The following is a 15,872-nucleotide window of genomic DNA, read 5'->3' as shown; positions in this document are numbered from 1 at the left end:
GAAGAGGACGGCCATGTTGACCGAGAGTTCCGCGATCGGGAGGTACAGGTTCACGGGCGGTCCGGCTCATGGGTTGATGGAGCCAAAGAAAAGGGGGCCGAACCGTCTTGGCCGGCCCCCCCTGCCTTGCTCGGGTGATCACTGATCCGGCCGACAAGGCGAGATCGATGATGCTGACGGATGAATGTCTTCAGCCATCGCCTTCCGTTAGGGCTCGGCACCCGCTGATCACGCACCAGAAAACGCCGAACACGCGAGGCTGGCGCAACTCAGACGGAACGCGATCAGATGATGCGCTAGGCGAGCTCTGGCTGATAACCGGGCGGCGGCGAATAGCCGAGGTCGCCTCGTTTGATGACTGCATCCCGCCCGCCGGCCTCTTTCAGCAGCGCATTTTGGCGTGCCTTGGCGCGACGATCGACCTCTTCGGGATCAAGCCGTTTCCGCAGTCGTGACTCGAAATCAGCCAACACCGACGCATAGGCTGGATCGCCAGCGAGATCGGTCATCTCGCCTGGATCCGTCTGAAGATCGAAGAGCTGCGGCGCGTAGTTGACGAAATGCACGTACTTGTAACGCCGGTCGCGCAGCATGTAGATGCCGCCCGTCGAACCCATCGCATGATACTCAGATAGGATCGTACGGTCCGGGTCCATCCCGTTCGCGAGTTCAATGATAGAAGTGCCGGGATGGTCTGGCTCGACCATCCCTTTCCTATTTTCGCCCACGCAGTCGATGATAAAGGGGTAGATGTCGAGGAAAGTCGCAGCAGTGTCGATCACCTTCCCTTTAGGGATTCCCTCGCCAGCCGCGATCAACGGCACGCTGGCAGCTTCCTCGTACATGTTCGATTTGCCCCAAAGTCCCCGCGCCCCGACGCTGTCGCCATGGTCGCTAGTATAGACGATGCGAGTGGAGGCCGAATTCCCGCTCTCCTCGAGCGCGGAAATAACCTTGCCAATCTGCTCGTCCAGGAAGCTGCACAGACCGAAGTATCCTGCCACACCACGGCGAACATCATCTTCTGACTTAAAGTGCGCGTCGTAGTTTGAGGAGTTGGCATAGTCATTGATGTAGGGGTGGTAGTGTCGCTCGCTCTCTGCATATGCCTTTGGCATCGGCAGGTCTGGATCGTTGTAATAACGGTAGTAATGCTCGGGAGGCGCCGTCAAGGGGAAGTGCGGTGTGACGAACGAGACGAAAAGTACCCAAGGCTTGTCGGTGTGCTTGGGAGCCTGATCGTGTAACCACTTGGCGGCTTCGGCTGCGATTTGCCGGTCGTAAAGCGTGTAAGGTGATTCGCCTGGTCCAGCCATGTTGGCCATTTTGTAGGCTGCGCCGCGGACGGGGATGTCCTCGCGCACGAGGCCCATCAGGTCGCCCTTACCCTCGATGACGTGCATTGGCAGTATCTCGTGCGAGAAGCCGTTATCGTCCTCGCTCGAGCGAAAGTGAAGTTTACCGACAGAGACCACCTCGTGGCCGGTGTCCCGCAGACGGCGATGCCAGGAAGGGATCGAACCATCATATGGATCGGCGTTATCCCAGAAACCAATCTGATAGTTGTGCTTACCGGTGGCGAACGACGCCCGCGCCGGCACACAAATTGGGCAAGACGTATAGGCGTTGTCAAAGCGCGTGCCCCGGGCAGCCAGCGAATCGATGTTGGGTGTGGTGATGAATTCATGACCATAGCACCCCGCCATCGCTCGCTGGTGCTCGTCTGACATAATAACTATCAGGTTTTGAGCTTGCATATCTAGAATTACCCTTCCAGTAATATTGACAGCGCGATGCCGTATCGCGCTGTCAACTGACTTGATGAATTACTGATTCTTGGTGATGATGTTATCGTAAACATCTTGGAATGTGCTTCTCTCTTCGCGGAGAAGTGCTTCAAACTCTTCCGGCGGCATCCATGCGGGGGCAAAGCTAAACTTTTCACCGAACGCAGCAAAACTCTCGCTTTCGGCTGCTGTCTTCAGCATTTCAGTCAGCTTCGCGACTACCTCATCCGGGGTGTCTTTCGAGACGTAAACGCCGCGTGTCACGCCGACATCGATGTCGAGACCAGACGCTTTCAGCAGTGGTGTATCACGCAACGGAGCATAACCAATTCGGTCGAGCGGCCCGGCGGTAGCAAGAACATTGATGTCACCATTCTTGATGGCGTCCAGCATGATTGGCGAGTGAATCACGCCTGCGTCCACCTCGTTGGCAAGCAAGCCTTTCCGCAGCTGTGCACCAGCCTGATAGGCAACGACTCTGAGTGGAGCCTCACTGAGCCCAACTATGGCGTGCGCGACAATGGCGTGTGCGCCGGCCGCTCCGCCCACACCAATCGTTACTTGGTTAGGCTCATCACGCGCCGCATCCAGAAGGTCATCGATAGTTTTGTAGCCGCGGGCCGAGTTGGCAACAACCCAAGTCGGCGTCGCGATCACTCCGCCAACATACTTGAAATCATCAAGGGTGAAAGGCACCTCTTGAAAGGTCATAAACGAAGTGAGATCGCTGCTACCGTAGAGCAATATGGTGTAGCCGTCCGCTTCTGCCTGAAGCATCGCAATCGTTCCAGTGGTACCGCTTGCGCCGGCGATGTTATCGACTACTACGCTGGCGTCTGAGGTCTCCTCTATGGCTGCTGCAACCGCACGGCCAATAGTATCAGTGCCACCGCCAGCGTTTGTTGGTACAATCATGTGGATTGTATCGGAGGGGTAGTTTTGGGCCGAAGCCGTTGCCGGCAATAAACCCAGTCCTAGAAGCACTAAGGCGGCGCAACTCGATCGAGTAAAGGTCATAAAGGTTCCTCCCTTTTTTAAGACGAGTGTGCAGAGCACGCGGAGGCGTTGGAGATTGATCTAGACCGCTTGATACTCTGTCTGATCTCCAGCGCAATTAACGAAACGACTATGCCGATTAAGACAATCCGGGGCCACGTGGCGACGAAAGTACCATAGTCTCCGTTCGACAGAGAGATCGCTAAACGCAGGTTGATTTCGATGACCGGCCCCAGAATGATGCCAAGCACAATAGTTACCACCGGGAAGCCACGCTGTTCCAGCAGGAAGCCTATTACGCCGAAGACAAGCGCAACCCAAATTGGAAATACCGTATTGCTGGTGGCGAATGCGCCGATGGCAGCGAGTACTAGGACGAACGGGAACAACCACGATCGATCTTGCTGAAGAACAAAGATAAAGTACCGGATCGCCTTCCAGCCGAGAAAGAACATAGCGACATTGGCGACAAGAAGGCCCGCAAGAATACCCCAAACTATATCGCCATTATCTCGCATCATGGTCACGCCTGGTGTAACGCCGTGTAGCAAGAGCGCTCCGAGCATTACTGCCGTAGAGCCGTCACCCGGAATCCCCAGCGTTAACAATGGGATCATCGTTCCGCCGGTTGTAGCGTTGTTGCTGGATTCCGGGGCCAGGATGCCATCCGGTTCCCCCTTGCCGAAATTTTCTGGAGTCTTTGAGCGGTTGCGCACAGTGGCGTAAGATAACCATGTTGAGCCGTCCGCGCCGACGCCGGGCACAGCTCCGACGCCGACGCCGTAGGCTGCGCCGATTGCGATCGCTTGCCAACGTTTGGCTATGTCTCGCGCTTTCGGCATGGCGAGACGCATAACCTTATCAACAATGTGAGACCGATCACCAATTAGGATGATGTCGCTCAGCACGACGGCAATACCGAAGATTCCGACAAGTGCAGCCGCGAACGGGATTCCGGAGCTCAGTTCGAGACTCCCAAACGTGTATCGCATCACGCCATCTTCTGGATCGATGCCGACGGTGCCGATGAGAATACCGAAGAGGACCCCCAGGAAGCCCTTCACCAGCGAGCCCCGCACGAATGCGCACACCATTACTAAGCCAGCAGTGCCAATGAGGGTGATGTCCGCTGGCCCTGCGTTGAGCGCAACAGTTGCAATAAGCGGGACGCATGAGACGGCGACCGCCCAACCGATCAAACCGCCAAAGGTCGAGCCCACCGTCGCATAGCCGAGGGCGTGCCCCGCCTTGCCTTGCTGGGCCAGTGGATAGCCGTCGAGGGCAGTACATGCACCAGCTGGCGTACCTGGCGTGCGCAGGAGAATAGCTGAATAGGACCCGCCGAGCTTGGTCCCAACGTATATACCGATCATTAGAAGGAGAGCTGGTAACGGCTCCATCCCGTAAGTGACCGGCAGGAGGACGACGATCGCCATCGGAGACGATAGCCCCGGTAAAGCGCCAATTATGATGCCAAGTGCCGTGCCAGCAATCGTGAGGAGCAAATTAAGGGGTTGGAGCGCGTCGCCAAACCCAGCGATCAAATTTTGCAACATGATTTGGCCTACAGCGGAAGACTGAGTGCGACGACAAAGAGCAAGTGTAATGCACCTGCCCCAACCAGCGCCACTAGGCCAATACGCCATAGCGACGTCTGCCCCAGTAGGACGAACATCGCTGACAAGAATATCGCAGAGGCGATGAAGAAAGGTATTTGCTTCAGCATTAAGATGAAGCCAATTAACAGTAGCAGCGTGCCTATACGCCGAACAACAACACTCCAGGCGATCGGAGTGCGATTTTCAAGCACCAACGGAGCAGAGAAGGCCCTGCGCAGAGATCCAGCTAGGTAGATAAGCGACAAGATCACAATTCCGAGGGATGCGATCGTCGGGACAGCCGCGTAATCCAGCCTGCCGGTGCTCATAATGAACCCGGGGGTGTCCACGTAATTTATATGGTACGCTGAATACAGCCCAAGAGCGAGAAATACTCCTGCGAACCCCACATCTTTCCATGCGGTGCTGCGGCTATCGGCAGCGGGTCCAACATGCCCACCTTCGCTCATCGCATTCCCCCCCCCTGAGACGCATCTCGCGCGTTCTTCATTTACGTCATAGCCTATAAGCTATATAGCTATTGTCAACACTCCTGCTTGAGACTCTCATGTCGTCCCACTCTGACAAGCTTTTTTTCGACGCCTTCCCCGGCCCGGCCAATGCGCCACGTGGGGTCGCAAAGTACGAGATCCTGAGACAAAGCATTGCCGGAGCGATCGAGTCTGGACAGTTGCCCCCTGGCACCCGGTTGCCGGCGGAGCTAACATTGGCCGCAGGTACGAATTTCAGCTTGGGCACGGTTCAGCGTGCGCTGCGCGAGCTCACCGCCGACGGCTATATTCTGCGCCGCCAAGGGCGCGGCACCTTCGTGGCCAACCGAAGAGAAAGGATGGACGAGCCACTCCACTCAAGGTTCGCACTGCCTAACAGCAGAGACTTCCTGCCTGTCTACACGCGCCTTTTCGATCGCGCTGTGGAGACCGAAGCCGGACCTTGGACCGAGGTGCTGGGCACTGACTCAATGGGGATATTACGGCTCGATCGACACGTTGACATCGCCGGACGCTTCCGCATTGCCACCTTCACCTACATGCAGATGAGCCTGTTCAGTGCGTTCATGCAGATGTCCCCGCAGGACATCGACGGACGCAACCTGAAGCGGATGGTCCTGGAGCTGTTTGGCTTGACTGTTCTCCGTGTCGAGCAGTGGATGCGCGTCGCGCCGATGCCGTCCGATGCCGCCGAGGTTTCGGGCTGCTTAGCCGGAGAGAATGGAATGGAGATTCGTGCAGTGGCTTACATGAGCGGCGGTCGTCCAATGTATTACCAAATCCTTTGGGTGCCTCCGACCGAAGAAGCGCTCTATCTTGAGCTGGCTGTGGGTAATTGAGCGTGTCCGTTTGCCAAAAGGCGCCCGGCAGTGGGCCTGCGGAGATACATCCGAGAGGCGTAACGCCACGATCCGGCGGTTTTGCGCCCCTCATCGTCCCAGCCTCCGGAGAAGCCGCGACACCGTCTCAACCGGTTCTGACCCCGGGGCCACGCGGGTGCTGTGTTCCCGCGGTGCTCCGCAACTACGACCTCGGTGTTGCGAACTCGCGCACGAGCCGATGTAACGCCGCGTCTGACACCAAAGCTTTTAAGGCCGCGCTATATGCTCGCTCCGTCTCTATTCCAGGCGGCGTGGTTCGCATCGGCACGAAAGATGCGAAGATCACCGCCGACGGCGAAGCCCCCCCGCGTAAAGCACAAGTTCGCTCCTTCATGCTTGATCGCTACGCCGTGACAAATCGAGATTTCTCGGCCTTCCAAGCGGACACTGATTACTTGACGGATGCGGAGCGCTATGGCTGGTCATTCGTTTTCATCGGTCTCTTGATGGAACGTCCGGCGAGAGGACGCCCAGCTCCTGATGTCCCTTGGTGGATCGCCGTGGAAGGAGCCTGGTGGGCAGCCCCGGAGGGGCCATCTACCAACACTATAGGCAGAGAGGACCACCCTGTCGTCCACGTTTCCTGGAACGATGCGCAAGCCTTCGCAGCTTGGGCTGGGGCTCGTCTGCCGACGGAAGCAGAGTGGGAGCATGCGGCTCGCGGTGATCTGTTCGACCCACGTTATCCTTGGGGAGACCGCGATCCGAACGACGCAGATTTCTTCCCTTGCAACATTTGGCAGGGGCGTTTCCCCGAGAGCGATCTTGGCCGAGATGGTTACATAGGGACCGCCCCGGTTGATGCGTTCGCACCGAATGGCTTCGGGCTGCATCAGATGAGCGGGAACGTCTGGGAGTGGTCGGCGGATCCCTTCCGCATCCGTTCCTTGCGCAAAGCCGCACGCCGTCGATTAGATCAGGCGGTTTCAAGTAATGCAAAACTGTTGAAAGGCGGCTCGTTCCTTTGCCACTCTTCCTACTGCTGGCGTTACCGCATCGCCGCCCGAACTGGGAACGCCCCCGATAACAGTTCCAGCCACACCGGATTCCGTATTGCCTTTGCTACGCGAGGCGACATCCCCTCTCTACATATTTCGCCCTGACCCCCCTGAATCCAAACCTTCCGGAACCATCACCATCCCGGCCATTCAACCCTTTCCGGACCGGCTCAGGCCGCGCTTACAGATCTCCAGCAGATCATGGCGCCCGCCGTGGTCGAGAAGCTCGAGACGCCAGTCATTGAAACAAAAGTTGCGCCGCCGAGATGGTGCGCATGATACGGGCGTAGCGACCGTCGCCGGGTGCCGTGGCGACGTCGGCCGATTGATCGTCAAATGACTGTAGCAGACATCGCGCGATCGCGGTCGGAACGGTGTTTGGGCAACAGAATTTGTCCTTGTACCTTACGAGCCGATGCGCCAGCCTGACCGCAGGAGAGTGAGATGCAGACGACCAGTTGCGCGTGAGCGCCGCCCGGTCGACGGCCGTGCGAGCTCCCGAGGCCTCCCTTCGAGGCCTGACCGCTTGCAAGGGAGGGATGCGCATGAGGATCGACCGTATCGACACCTATGTCCTAAAAGTCTCGAGCCGCGACAATGCGTTCTATTCGTCGCAGGACTATTTCGCGGAACGCACCAGCCTTCTCGTCCGCATTACCTGCGACGACGGCACGACGGGCTGGGGCGAAGGCGGCCAGTACGGCCCGCCCGAGCCGCCGGCCGCCTGCATCAGGGACGTCATCGGCCCGCGGCTGATCGGGCGCTATCCCGCGGCGCCGACGGCGATTTTTGAGGAATTCTACGCCCGCACCCGGGATTTCGGCCAAAAGGGCGCCTATGTGGAGGCGCTAAGCGCGATCGACATCGCCCTGTGGGACATTTTCGGCAAGATGGTCGGTCAGCCGGTCCACGCGCTCCTCGGCGGCGCCATCCGCCAGCGCGTCCGCGCCTACGGAACCGGCTGCTACTATCCGCCGGACTATGCCGACCGGCCACTCATGCTGGAGAAACTGCGCGCCGAGGTGCTGCGGATCCGCGCAACCGGTGTCGCGGCCGTCAAGATGAAGATCGGCCTCCTGCCGATCAAGGACGACATCGCGCGCATGCGACTCGTGCGCGAGACCCTCGGCGACGACGTCGAGATCATGGCCGACGCCAACCACGCCTATAATTACGCTGCTGCCGTGCGCATCGGCCGGGTGTTGGAGGAACTAGATTTCCGCTGGTTCGAGGAGCCGGTGGTGCCGGAAGATCGCGATGGCTATCGCCGCCTGCGTGACACGCTAGACGTGCCGATCGCCGGCGGTGAGGCCGAGTTCACGCGTTTTGGGTTCCGCGACCTGATCGGCGGCGGCTGCATCGACATCGCCCAGCCGGATATCTGCGCCGCCGGTGGCTTTACCGAATGGAAGAACATCCTGGCACTCGCGACGAGCCACAACATCATGGTGGTGCCGCATGTCTGGGGCTCAGGCGTCGCCGTTGCCGCGGCCTTGCAGGCGCTCGCGATCGTGCCCTACGCGCCTTATACGGCGCGGCCGGTGCCGCTGCAGAATGAAACCATGATCGAGTTCGACCGCACCTACAATCCGCTGCGCGACGACATCTTGACGGAGAAGTTCGTGTTGAAGAATGAAGGCCTGACCATTCCCAACGGGCCAGGCCTGGGCGTGACGGTCGACGAAGGAGCCGTGGGCAAGTATTGCGTGCTACAGGAGACAGTCGCATCAGCCGCTTAGCGGACTACGGACCCATCGGCGGTGGCCGGCTGGGCAACATCGTCTTCGACAAACTCCTATGTCGGGACTCCAGCGGGAGTCTGAGCCAACAAGTCTCCATCGCCGGCGGGCGGGTGCCAGCGTGGCATTGAATCTGATCCAGATGGCTTCCACCGTCAACGGGATCGCTCCCAGCTTTAAGCAAACACAGGATCCATCGGCGCTGAGACAGCCGTGGTCCTCACCGTCCTTAATACCGATCTGCACTTGATGTGACTCAGTTGTGATTTTCGTGTTTTGGGTGAGGCAATTACGCATCCAATCCCTCTGCAACTATCCCTACATCAAAGCGGTCAGTTCATGAGCGGGTCGGAGAAAATGCGCGGCAAGTCAGTTAGTCCTACTGCGTCATAAAATTGGCAGGATTCGGTTTGGTGGATATTTCGTTGCACAACAGGGACATCGCTCGAGACATCGCACGAGTGCGCTTGTGAGGCGTCTTCGCCCGGTCGCGATCGAGTTCGGCACGTGCCATTCCGGTCGCAGTGGCGGCGCTGCGGGATCGACGACCTCCGGGAACGCCAAGCGTCGGGCGTTTGGTTGGGGCGAGTGCTGAGGGGGGAAACCTCGCGTGTGCGCGCACGTGATCGCATTTCTAGTACAAGAACCGCTCAAGCCATTTTTTGTTCGAGCCGGTCCTTCCGTTTCTGCCAATCCGGTAGAACGCGATCCAGCAGTTCGAAAAACTCCGGTCCGTGATGTGGCACCGCGATGTGACAGAGTTCGTGCGTGATGACGTAGTCGATCGCATCCATTGGTGCCTCGATCAGCCGGCGATTAAGCAGCAGGCGAGATGCCGGCGACATCGAACCCCACCGCTGCCGAAGTTGGCGGACGACCAAGCCCTTGGGGCGAAAGTCTTCAGGGGCCGGGAAACGCAAAAGATTGACCTCCAGACGCTCGACAAATTTTGCGTAAGCGTGCTGCCGATACCAGTGCTCGACAAGTTCGCGGGTGACCTCGGTTCGCTCGGGTCTGTGCGTATGGACGACGATGAAGCCACGACCGAGCTTCACCGTCGCCTGGATGTGGGGCACTACTTTCAGCCGATACTGGCGTCCGAGATAAAGATGGGTCTCGCCCGCCTCATACTGGCGATCCGGAGTGCGTGGAAGGAATTGGATGAAATATCGCTGCTGGCGCCGGATCCACGCGGCGCGTTTGCGCACCTTCTCCTCAATCGCGACCAGCGGAGCATCCTGCGGGGCAGCGACGACAACGGAAGCATCCGGCTCGACAGCGATTTCCAGCGTCGTCCGTTCACGGCGCACAACGGCGAATTCGATCCTGTGTTCGCCGTATTGGACACTGTGCCGCTCTGCTGTCCCTCCCGGAATGATCCGCGTTCTGCCGGGCGTCGCCTTGCCGTCAATGGTCTGCCCGCGCCAGCCCCCGCCTGCGGGCTTAAGCCCTTGAGCGTAGGCCCGTGTTGCCCATGACGACTGCGGCTGCTGCCGCCCGGCCTTTCGTCCGCGTCCTTCGGGACAGCAACAACAACGAAAGGAAAAGACAATGGGACTCGATATGTACGCTCACACCACCATCGAACAGCCTACCGCGCCGGTGGACTTCAAAATCGATGAGGCCAGCGAAATTCACTACTGGCGCAAGCACCCGAACCTGCATGGCTGGATGGAACAGCTCTACCGCATCAAGGGCGGCACCGACGCGAACTTCAACTGCGTCAATCTGCAGCTCACAGCCGCAGACCTTGATCAGCTAGAGGCCGCCATTCGCGAGCACCGCCTGCCTTCGACCACCGGCTTCTTCTTTGGCAGCTCCGACGGTAGCGAGATCGCCGACGATCTGGCGTTCGTCGCCAAAGCCCGCGAAGCGCTGGCGGCGGGTCTCACCGTCTTCTACTCATCCTGGTGGTAGCAAACAGGGCAAGTCGCGAAAACGCGGCTCGCCCATCTATCCCAGCGATCCTTTCGTTCAGGATTGTTGGAACAGAGTGTCGAGCAGCGCGCGCTGCTCGGCGTGTTTGTCCGGATTGTCCTGCTTGAGCTTTGCAAGGTTCTGCACTTTCCAGCGTACAGCCGGAAGGGTTCCCGCATCGGGTAGGCCGATCGCTGCGAAATCCGGCTCCGCGTCATGTAACGACAGCAGAAAGCGCTGCACGCTCGCATCGAGCCGGGCAGCGACATCGGCGATCAGACGCTCGCGCGCTGCCGCCAGATCGTCGAGGCTTACCGCAATAGTGGTCATGCCCTCGAATTCTTTGGTGAACGCTTCGTCGAGCGGTGCGCGGGTCGGACGCAGCAGCTCATGGGGTGGCCGGGGCGAACTCGCGACATAGACCAGAAACGTCTGAAACAGCGCGTCTGTCAGGCCCTCATTCTCGTATAGCAATTTGATGTCGAAGAGATCGCGGGGATGCTGCCGATCAAGAGCGGCGTGCATCTTGCCGGCAAACAAATCCTCGAAGGCAAGAACCGGCATTTCGGCGAAACCGAAGCGGTCTTCAACTGTTTCCATCACCCGCATCAGCCGAGGTTCATTGACCACGCCGCGCGTGACGGGCGAGGTCTCGACCTTGATCTCGGTTGCGCCTTGGCGGAGCAGGATACGCGTCTCACCACCGCCGCCGCCCTGAATGCGGTGTGCGCGGGTGCGGAGCAGGTTTGCTTCGATGGCATCCGCGATGCGGCTCAGGGCCGCATTGATGTCGGCGAGACTTTCCGCGCGATCCCTGATCGGCAGATAGGTCAGATCAATGTCGACCGATAGGCGCGGGAGGTCGCGATAAAAGAGGTTGATGGCGGTGCCGCCTTTGAGGGCGAAGCATTTCTCCTGCGCCACAAAGGGAAGTGCGCTCACCAACAGCTGAACCTGGTTCTCGTAAATTTCAGCCGCCATTGGCCGCTCCTTCTGTGTCGCTCAATAAATCTGCGGGAACGGTTATCCGGTAGAGCGGATGAAGACGCCCCCCTTTGACGAGCGAGCGATCGCCGCTGCCAAGATCGATCCTGCCCGCGTCGAGATGCTTGAACCAGGCGTGACCGTGGCGTTCTGCGAAGACGAAGAACAGTCTTTTGACTTTCACCGAGCGGCACGCGCTCAGCAGCGCCGTCAGGCGGCGGGGACGCAACGAAACAAGGCTTTGGAATACGACATCGACGGAATGGAAGCTCTCCTGATCGGGCAGCTCGTCCAGCGCCTCAAGGACCGCCCGTTCCGGTGATGACAGCCGCAGTGACCAGTCCCACCATTCCCGGTGCGTATCTTCAGCGTTGCCCGACGGCGCGCCGGCCTCGTCCACGCCGAGATCAGCGTCGCCGAACAGTCCCGTCTTGCGCATGTGTAAGGGCGCATCGACGAGGGACTGATCGAGCCAGCCCGGGAACCGGGCAGCGTACAGATAAACCGGCTCGCTGCCGCCGAGCGCGAGATAGTGGCGGTGACCCAACTGCTGCAGCGCCGTCATGCCGCCGACATGGACGGGGAGCTTCATCATCGTCTGCATGGATTGCACGAGCACGCGCCAGTCCTGCTTCGTTTCTGTGGCTGCCGTGCCCGGGCGCTGGTACAGCCCATGCGCCACATGGCACAGCCAGCCCGAACGAACGTAATCGGACACCGAAGAGCGGCGCACGCCCCGCGCTGATAGCCATTTGCTGTCAACGTAGAAGCCGGGCGGCAAGGTATTGAGCAGGCTCTTTAAACGCGTGTCGTTTTGTTCGTTCATAACGTGCAATATGGCATATTTTTAAAGCGAGAACAATGATCACTTTGCAGATAATCGAATTTGTCCGTCTTTGACGTACATTTTCTAATTTCTGTAAAGTCCCTCTTGCCAACAGCAATGTTGCGGGCTGTCAGATGCGCGCGAAGGGAATGACGCTATTCCGGACCCGCAGAGCCCTCTCATCCGTCCGCCTCTTGAACGTCACCTCGTCACGGCTGGGCGGAGGCGCTGCACTGTGAGCAGCCCAGACTGTTCGTGGCGGTTGTGGATCGCCTTCTGTGATGGGCGGGCGAATAATGCGGGCCGACTTCACGCCTTGGTCGAGCGTAAGCAGTTCAGAACCGGGAGCAGGGAAGAATTGGCAGCGTGCGGCTCGATGCGTTGGCCGTCACCAAGGCGCTCATTCGCTTTGGGATTTCCCTCGACTGAACACGCCACAACCTGATCGGGCGCGCACCAGGTTCAAGGCCCTTCGGCCCCTGCGGGGTGATACGCGGGTGTCCCCGCCTTTCGGAAGGCCTGCAAGGCGGGCGATCCCCCTCCCGCGTATCCGCCGTGAACCCGTCGCTTCTCCGCCCGCTCCTAGGTGAGGCGTGTCGAGGAAAACCCAAGCGAAAGGAGCTTACATCATGGCACGCAACAACACCCCGAACCGCAAACCGGCCCGCGAGTCCCGCACCCCGGCGTTTATCGCCTGGCACGTCGACGAGAAAGGCGAGAAGTCCTTCTGGACCCGCATCGGTGCCGCCTGGGATCACAAGGACGGCGAAGGTTACACCCTTCAACTCGATCTGGTCCCCGTCAATGGCGGCCGCGTCATCCTCCGGGTTCCCGCCGAGGACAACACCGATCAGGAGGCGGGCGCGTAAGCGCCCCCTCACTGCCCGAAGGGGGGAAACATCATGACCATATCACTTCACATCGAAACCGCCCGCGCCGCTTTGGCGCGGGCAGCCTGGGCCAGAGGCGAGAAGCCGGCCTACGACGAAGAAGCCATCACCGATCTGCTGGCGGACATGCGGCACTGGTGCCGTAATGCCGGGATCGACTATGACAGCTGCGACCAATGCGCAGCGTCCCATTACCGGAACGAAATCGGGAGCGCGTCATGACGCGCTCCTTTGAAACCCACACCATCCTCTGGCGGGGTCTATCGCTTGAAGTCCGGTATGAGCAGAACTGGCTGGGAACCGAAGGGGTCTTCAGTACGGCGCATCTACAGGTGAATACCGTATCGCCAGAGAGTGCACCCCTGCCGATAACTGAGACAGGATACCGATCTCGGTTTATCGACGCGGAGACGATCACCGAGGCTGGTGGACCGGTCGCATTTGTGCAGGCCTGGCTCGACCAAGCCGCCGAGACAAAGTCATGGAAGGAGCAGCAGGAGAAAGGGCGGCAGATGACACTGTTCTAGCCGCGTGCTGCGGACAAGAAAAAGGGCGCGGACCGGAGGTTCGCGCCCGATTTTTCGGCTTGCTGCTTTAAGCGCTGACCACCATCGGCACCATGTGCTCTCCGCAAACCAGCCGGGCATCATGCTTTGCCCAAGCTTTGAGGTCGCAATCAGGGCAGCAATAGCGCAAGCGCTTGCCGCTCTTTTCCGGTGCTGGGGCTTCCTCCGCGCCGGTCGGATCAAACTCCGGGGCGGCGGGGGCTTCCTTCCAGGTGATAGCGAAATCCTTGGCTATCAGCTTCTGGGCGGCGTGCTCGAATGCGCCGCCGGGAACGATCACATGAGTGACCGTCTCACCAGTCTCTTTGCCACCTTCATCGCCTGTATCGGTAGGCTGCAAGCCGACGCTCTTCATTTTGTCGGCCCACTCGCGGTTATGATAGCGCCCGCGTCCAGGGGTTCCTTGATGATGCTGCCACAGATGCACCATCTCGTGGACCAGCGTGGCTAGGATATCGATCAGGGGACGATCACCAAAACGGGCAGGATTGAGCGCGATCTCATCGGCTGCCCGGCCCTCGCTGTTGTTGAATCTATCCCCGGAAAAATAGCCGAACGTTCCCTTGCGACGTTGCAGGGTGATCAGCGCGTTCGGCAATTCGTTGTCGAACAGCGCCTTGTTGAAATGCTCATAAGCCTGCTGGAATCGATCATAGGTGTCGCGGGTTGGTTTGATCGGCAGGAGTGCAGGAGCAGAATGCATGCTCATCGCGAACCATCCTTCTGCACCGCCTTTGCTGAATTGTGATGTACATTCCAGGAAAGGTCAGGGTGCCATTGAGTGATGGCGATGAATGTCATGCAATAATGATGGCGCTTTCCTCGTCAAAACCGCGCGCCGTTGTGGCCAGTGACAGTGTAATGTACACTCCAGTCACATCGTCAGAATGAGTGGACGTACATTTCCATTCCGCCCCGCCGCTCTGCTACAATTATATTATGAGGGGCAACCCCAGATAGAGATGAGTACAAGGTGTGCGTGGTACTACCACGCGCACCTTGCTGGGGGGACTCTCCAGTCCCCCGCAGACCCCCCTCAGGGCATCCGTAAGGCTGCGAATCCGCTTATGGCGTATTCGGTCCAACGGATGCTTTCAGCCGGGCGCTGGCACTTTTGGGTGTTGAACCCATCCCGGCTGAGCGCAACGTTTTCGGCGTTGCATCACGACCAAGGAGACTGCCGCTCTCCCTGGACCCATCGCGCAAAGGGCTATCCGCGCCCCTTGCAACCACGGCCAGGACTTTCGTGTCCTGAACCACGACCGGTGTTTCGGCACCGGCTTCGAGCAAAGGCGAGATGTCTGCTCTCCCTTTGCGATCCCATCGACCAGGGGCATGGCTGCGCCCCTGGACCCGGCGGCGGCTGCGACAGGTGTGTCGCCAGTCGAAGAGAGGTCGGCGAGCGCGGTTTACGCGCGGTGTGGTGCCGATCATTGCGGCTACGTGTTGATGCATGACGGAGAAGAAGACACGCGACGCGCCGATATCCTATCGCCCGCCCACCGCCTTGCGGGAGGCGTTTCGCGCCCGTGTCGAGGCCTCCGGCCTGTCCGTCAATGCCTTCATCACCCAAGCCGTCTTCGACCAGGACGCGCCGCGACAAGCGCGCCGGGCTCCCATCGAGCAGCAGACAATCGCGCGCCTTCTGGCCGAAACCGCCCGCTTGCATGACCACCTGGGGGCGGTCGGCGTCGATGCTGACCTCGACGCCGCGCTGCTTGATGAGGCCCTTCGCGACCTGCGCGAAATCCGCACCGCCTGTCTCGCTGCCTTGGGGCGAAAGCCATGATCCCTAAGGCAAGCCAGCGTGCCGGCGGGCAGGATCTCGCCACCCATCTGCTCAACGCGCACGACAATGAATATGTCGAGCTGGCGGAGCTGCGTGGCGCGATCGCGGATGACCTGCACGGCGCGTTCGCCGAATGGGAGGCGATCGCGCATTCCCTGACCAAGTGCCGGAATTACCTCTACAGCCTGTCGGTCAATCCCGATCTCGGTCAGGGGCAGCTCAGTCGCGATCAGTATCGCGATTATGCCGCGCGCGTTGAAGAAGCGCTCGGTTTGACCAGGGCAATCGGGTGAGTTGGCGCGTGACATTTGGTGCAAGTACTGAATCTGTGGGTTCCCAATTGATTCGATTGGGAGATTGCGGGAATGGCTGTGTCCGACGAGGCGGTA

At 59.5% G+C, this 15,872-nt stretch carries 17 protein-coding genes; 9 read left to right on the top strand and 8 right to left on the bottom strand.

Annotated features, from left to right (window positions below; all coding sequences use genetic code 11):
- Positions 1–296: 296 nt before the first annotated feature.
- From VQ042_RS21965 to VQ042_RS21950, 4 genes are all read right to left on the bottom strand, one after another.
- The gene (locus tag VQ042_RS21965; RefSeq protein ID WP_331822434.1) at positions 297–1,757 is read right to left on the bottom strand and encodes a sulfatase-like hydrolase/transferase; all 1,461 of its coding nucleotides are present in this window, start codon (positions 1,755–1,757) and stop codon (positions 297–299) included.
- A 69-nt stretch (positions 1,758–1,826) separates the two neighbouring features.
- Positions 1,827–2,804 (bottom strand): tripartite tricarboxylate transporter substrate binding protein, encoded by a 978-nt coding sequence (locus VQ042_RS21960; RefSeq protein WP_331822433.1) that lies wholly within the window; start codon positions 2,802–2,804, stop codon positions 1,827–1,829.
- A 17-nt stretch (positions 2,805–2,821) separates the two neighbouring features.
- A complete protein-coding gene (locus tag VQ042_RS21955) occupies positions 2,822–4,339 on the bottom strand; it encodes a tripartite tricarboxylate transporter permease (protein ID WP_331822432.1) in 1,518 nt (505 codons plus the stop codon).
- Between the two features lie 8 nt (positions 4,340–4,347).
- Positions 4,348–4,851: a tripartite tricarboxylate transporter TctB family protein gene (locus VQ042_RS21950; protein WP_331822431.1), complete on the bottom strand. Its 504-nt coding sequence runs from the start codon at positions 4,849–4,851 to the stop codon at positions 4,348–4,350.
- Between the two features lie 98 nt (positions 4,852–4,949).
- Between VQ042_RS21950 and VQ042_RS21945 the strand changes: the two genes are divergently transcribed.
- The 3 genes from VQ042_RS21945 to VQ042_RS21935 all read left to right on the top strand — a co-directional run bounded on the left by VQ042_RS21945 (position 4,950) and on the right by VQ042_RS21935 (position 8,511).
- Positions 4,950–5,732 carry a GntR family transcriptional regulator gene (locus VQ042_RS21945; protein ID WP_331822430.1) on the top strand — a complete coding sequence of 261 codons (783 nt, stop codon included), beginning with the start codon at positions 4,950–4,952 and terminating at the stop codon, positions 5,730–5,732.
- Between the two features lie 173 nt (positions 5,733–5,905).
- Positions 5,906–6,877: a formylglycine-generating enzyme family protein gene (locus VQ042_RS21940; protein WP_331822429.1), complete on the top strand. Its 972-nt coding sequence runs from the start codon at positions 5,906–5,908 to the stop codon at positions 6,875–6,877.
- A 440-nt stretch (positions 6,878–7,317) separates the two neighbouring features.
- Positions 7,318–8,511, top strand: a complete 1,194-nt coding sequence (locus VQ042_RS21935) for a mandelate racemase/muconate lactonizing enzyme family protein (protein WP_331822428.1) — start codon at positions 7,318–7,320, stop codon at positions 8,509–8,511.
- 650 nt (positions 8,512–9,161) lie between these two features.
- Here VQ042_RS21935 and VQ042_RS21930 read toward each other — a convergent pair.
- A complete protein-coding gene (locus VQ042_RS21930) occupies positions 9,162–9,821 on the bottom strand; it encodes a M48 family metallopeptidase (protein ID WP_331822427.1) in 660 nt (219 codons plus the stop codon).
- A 241-nt stretch (positions 9,822–10,062) separates the two neighbouring features.
- Here VQ042_RS21930 and VQ042_RS21925 point away from each other — a divergent pair, with 241 nt between their 5' ends.
- On the top strand, positions 10,063–10,428 hold the full coding sequence (locus VQ042_RS21925; RefSeq protein ID WP_331822426.1) for a phosphoglycerate kinase: 366 nt from the start codon (positions 10,063–10,065) through the stop codon (positions 10,426–10,428).
- Positions 10,429–10,485: 57 nt separating this feature from the next.
- Here VQ042_RS21925 and VQ042_RS21920 read toward each other — a convergent pair whose 3' ends face one another.
- Together VQ042_RS21920 and VQ042_RS21915 are read right to left on the bottom strand one after the other, a co-directional pair.
- Complete coding sequence (locus VQ042_RS21920) at positions 10,486–11,409, bottom strand: nucleotidyl transferase AbiEii/AbiGii toxin family protein (protein ID WP_331822425.1); 924 nt, start codon at positions 11,407–11,409, stop codon at positions 10,486–10,488.
- Positions 11,399–12,238 carry a type IV toxin-antitoxin system AbiEi family antitoxin domain-containing protein gene (locus VQ042_RS21915; protein ID WP_331822424.1) on the bottom strand — a complete coding sequence of 280 codons (840 nt, stop codon included), beginning with the start codon at positions 12,236–12,238 and terminating at the stop codon, positions 11,399–11,401. The genes VQ042_RS21920 and VQ042_RS21915 overlap by 11 nt, the downstream gene beginning before the upstream one ends.
- A 629-nt stretch (positions 12,239–12,867) precedes the next feature.
- Here VQ042_RS21915 and VQ042_RS21910 point away from each other — a divergent pair.
- Genes VQ042_RS21910 through VQ042_RS21900 form a run of 3 tightly spaced genes read left to right on the top strand, consistent with a single transcriptional unit; the run spans position 12,868 to position 13,655 of the window.
- Positions 12,868–13,107 carry a hypothetical protein gene (locus tag VQ042_RS21910; RefSeq protein ID WP_056240717.1) on the top strand — a complete coding sequence of 80 codons (240 nt, stop codon included), beginning with the start codon at positions 12,868–12,870 and terminating at the stop codon, positions 13,105–13,107.
- A 33-nt stretch (positions 13,108–13,140) separates the two neighbouring features.
- A complete protein-coding gene (locus VQ042_RS21905; protein WP_133037029.1) occupies positions 13,141–13,350 on the top strand; it encodes a hypothetical protein in 210 nt (69 codons plus the stop codon).
- Positions 13,347–13,655, top strand: a complete 309-nt coding sequence (locus VQ042_RS21900) for a hypothetical protein (protein WP_331822423.1) — start codon at positions 13,347–13,349, stop codon at positions 13,653–13,655. Before VQ042_RS21905 ends, VQ042_RS21900 begins: the two co-directional genes overlap by 4 nt.
- Before the next feature lie 67 nt (positions 13,656–13,722).
- On the opposite strand, the gene VQ042_RS21895 is transcribed toward VQ042_RS21900, so the two are convergent.
- Positions 13,723–14,403 carry a SprT-like domain-containing protein gene (locus tag VQ042_RS21895; protein WP_331822422.1) on the bottom strand — a complete coding sequence of 227 codons (681 nt, stop codon included), beginning with the start codon at positions 14,401–14,403 and terminating at the stop codon, positions 13,723–13,725.
- A 744-nt stretch (positions 14,404–15,147) separates the two neighbouring features.
- On the opposite strand from VQ042_RS21895, the gene VQ042_RS21890 reads away from it, so the two are divergent.
- A complete protein-coding gene (locus VQ042_RS21890) occupies positions 15,148–15,483 on the top strand; it encodes a hypothetical protein (RefSeq protein ID WP_331822421.1) in 336 nt (111 codons plus the stop codon).
- Positions 15,480–15,776 (top strand): hypothetical protein, encoded by a 297-nt coding sequence (locus VQ042_RS21885; RefSeq protein WP_331822420.1) that lies wholly within the window; start codon positions 15,480–15,482, stop codon positions 15,774–15,776. Before VQ042_RS21890 ends, VQ042_RS21885 begins: the two co-directional genes overlap by 4 nt.
- The last annotated feature ends 96 nt before the right edge of the window (positions 15,777–15,872 follow it).

Source organism: Aurantimonas sp. A2-1-M11 (genome assembly GCF_036549475.1).
Classification (GTDB): Bacteria; Pseudomonadota; Alphaproteobacteria; order Rhizobiales; family Rhizobiaceae; genus Aurantimonas.
This window is presented reverse-complemented; position numbering and strand designations above follow the sequence as displayed.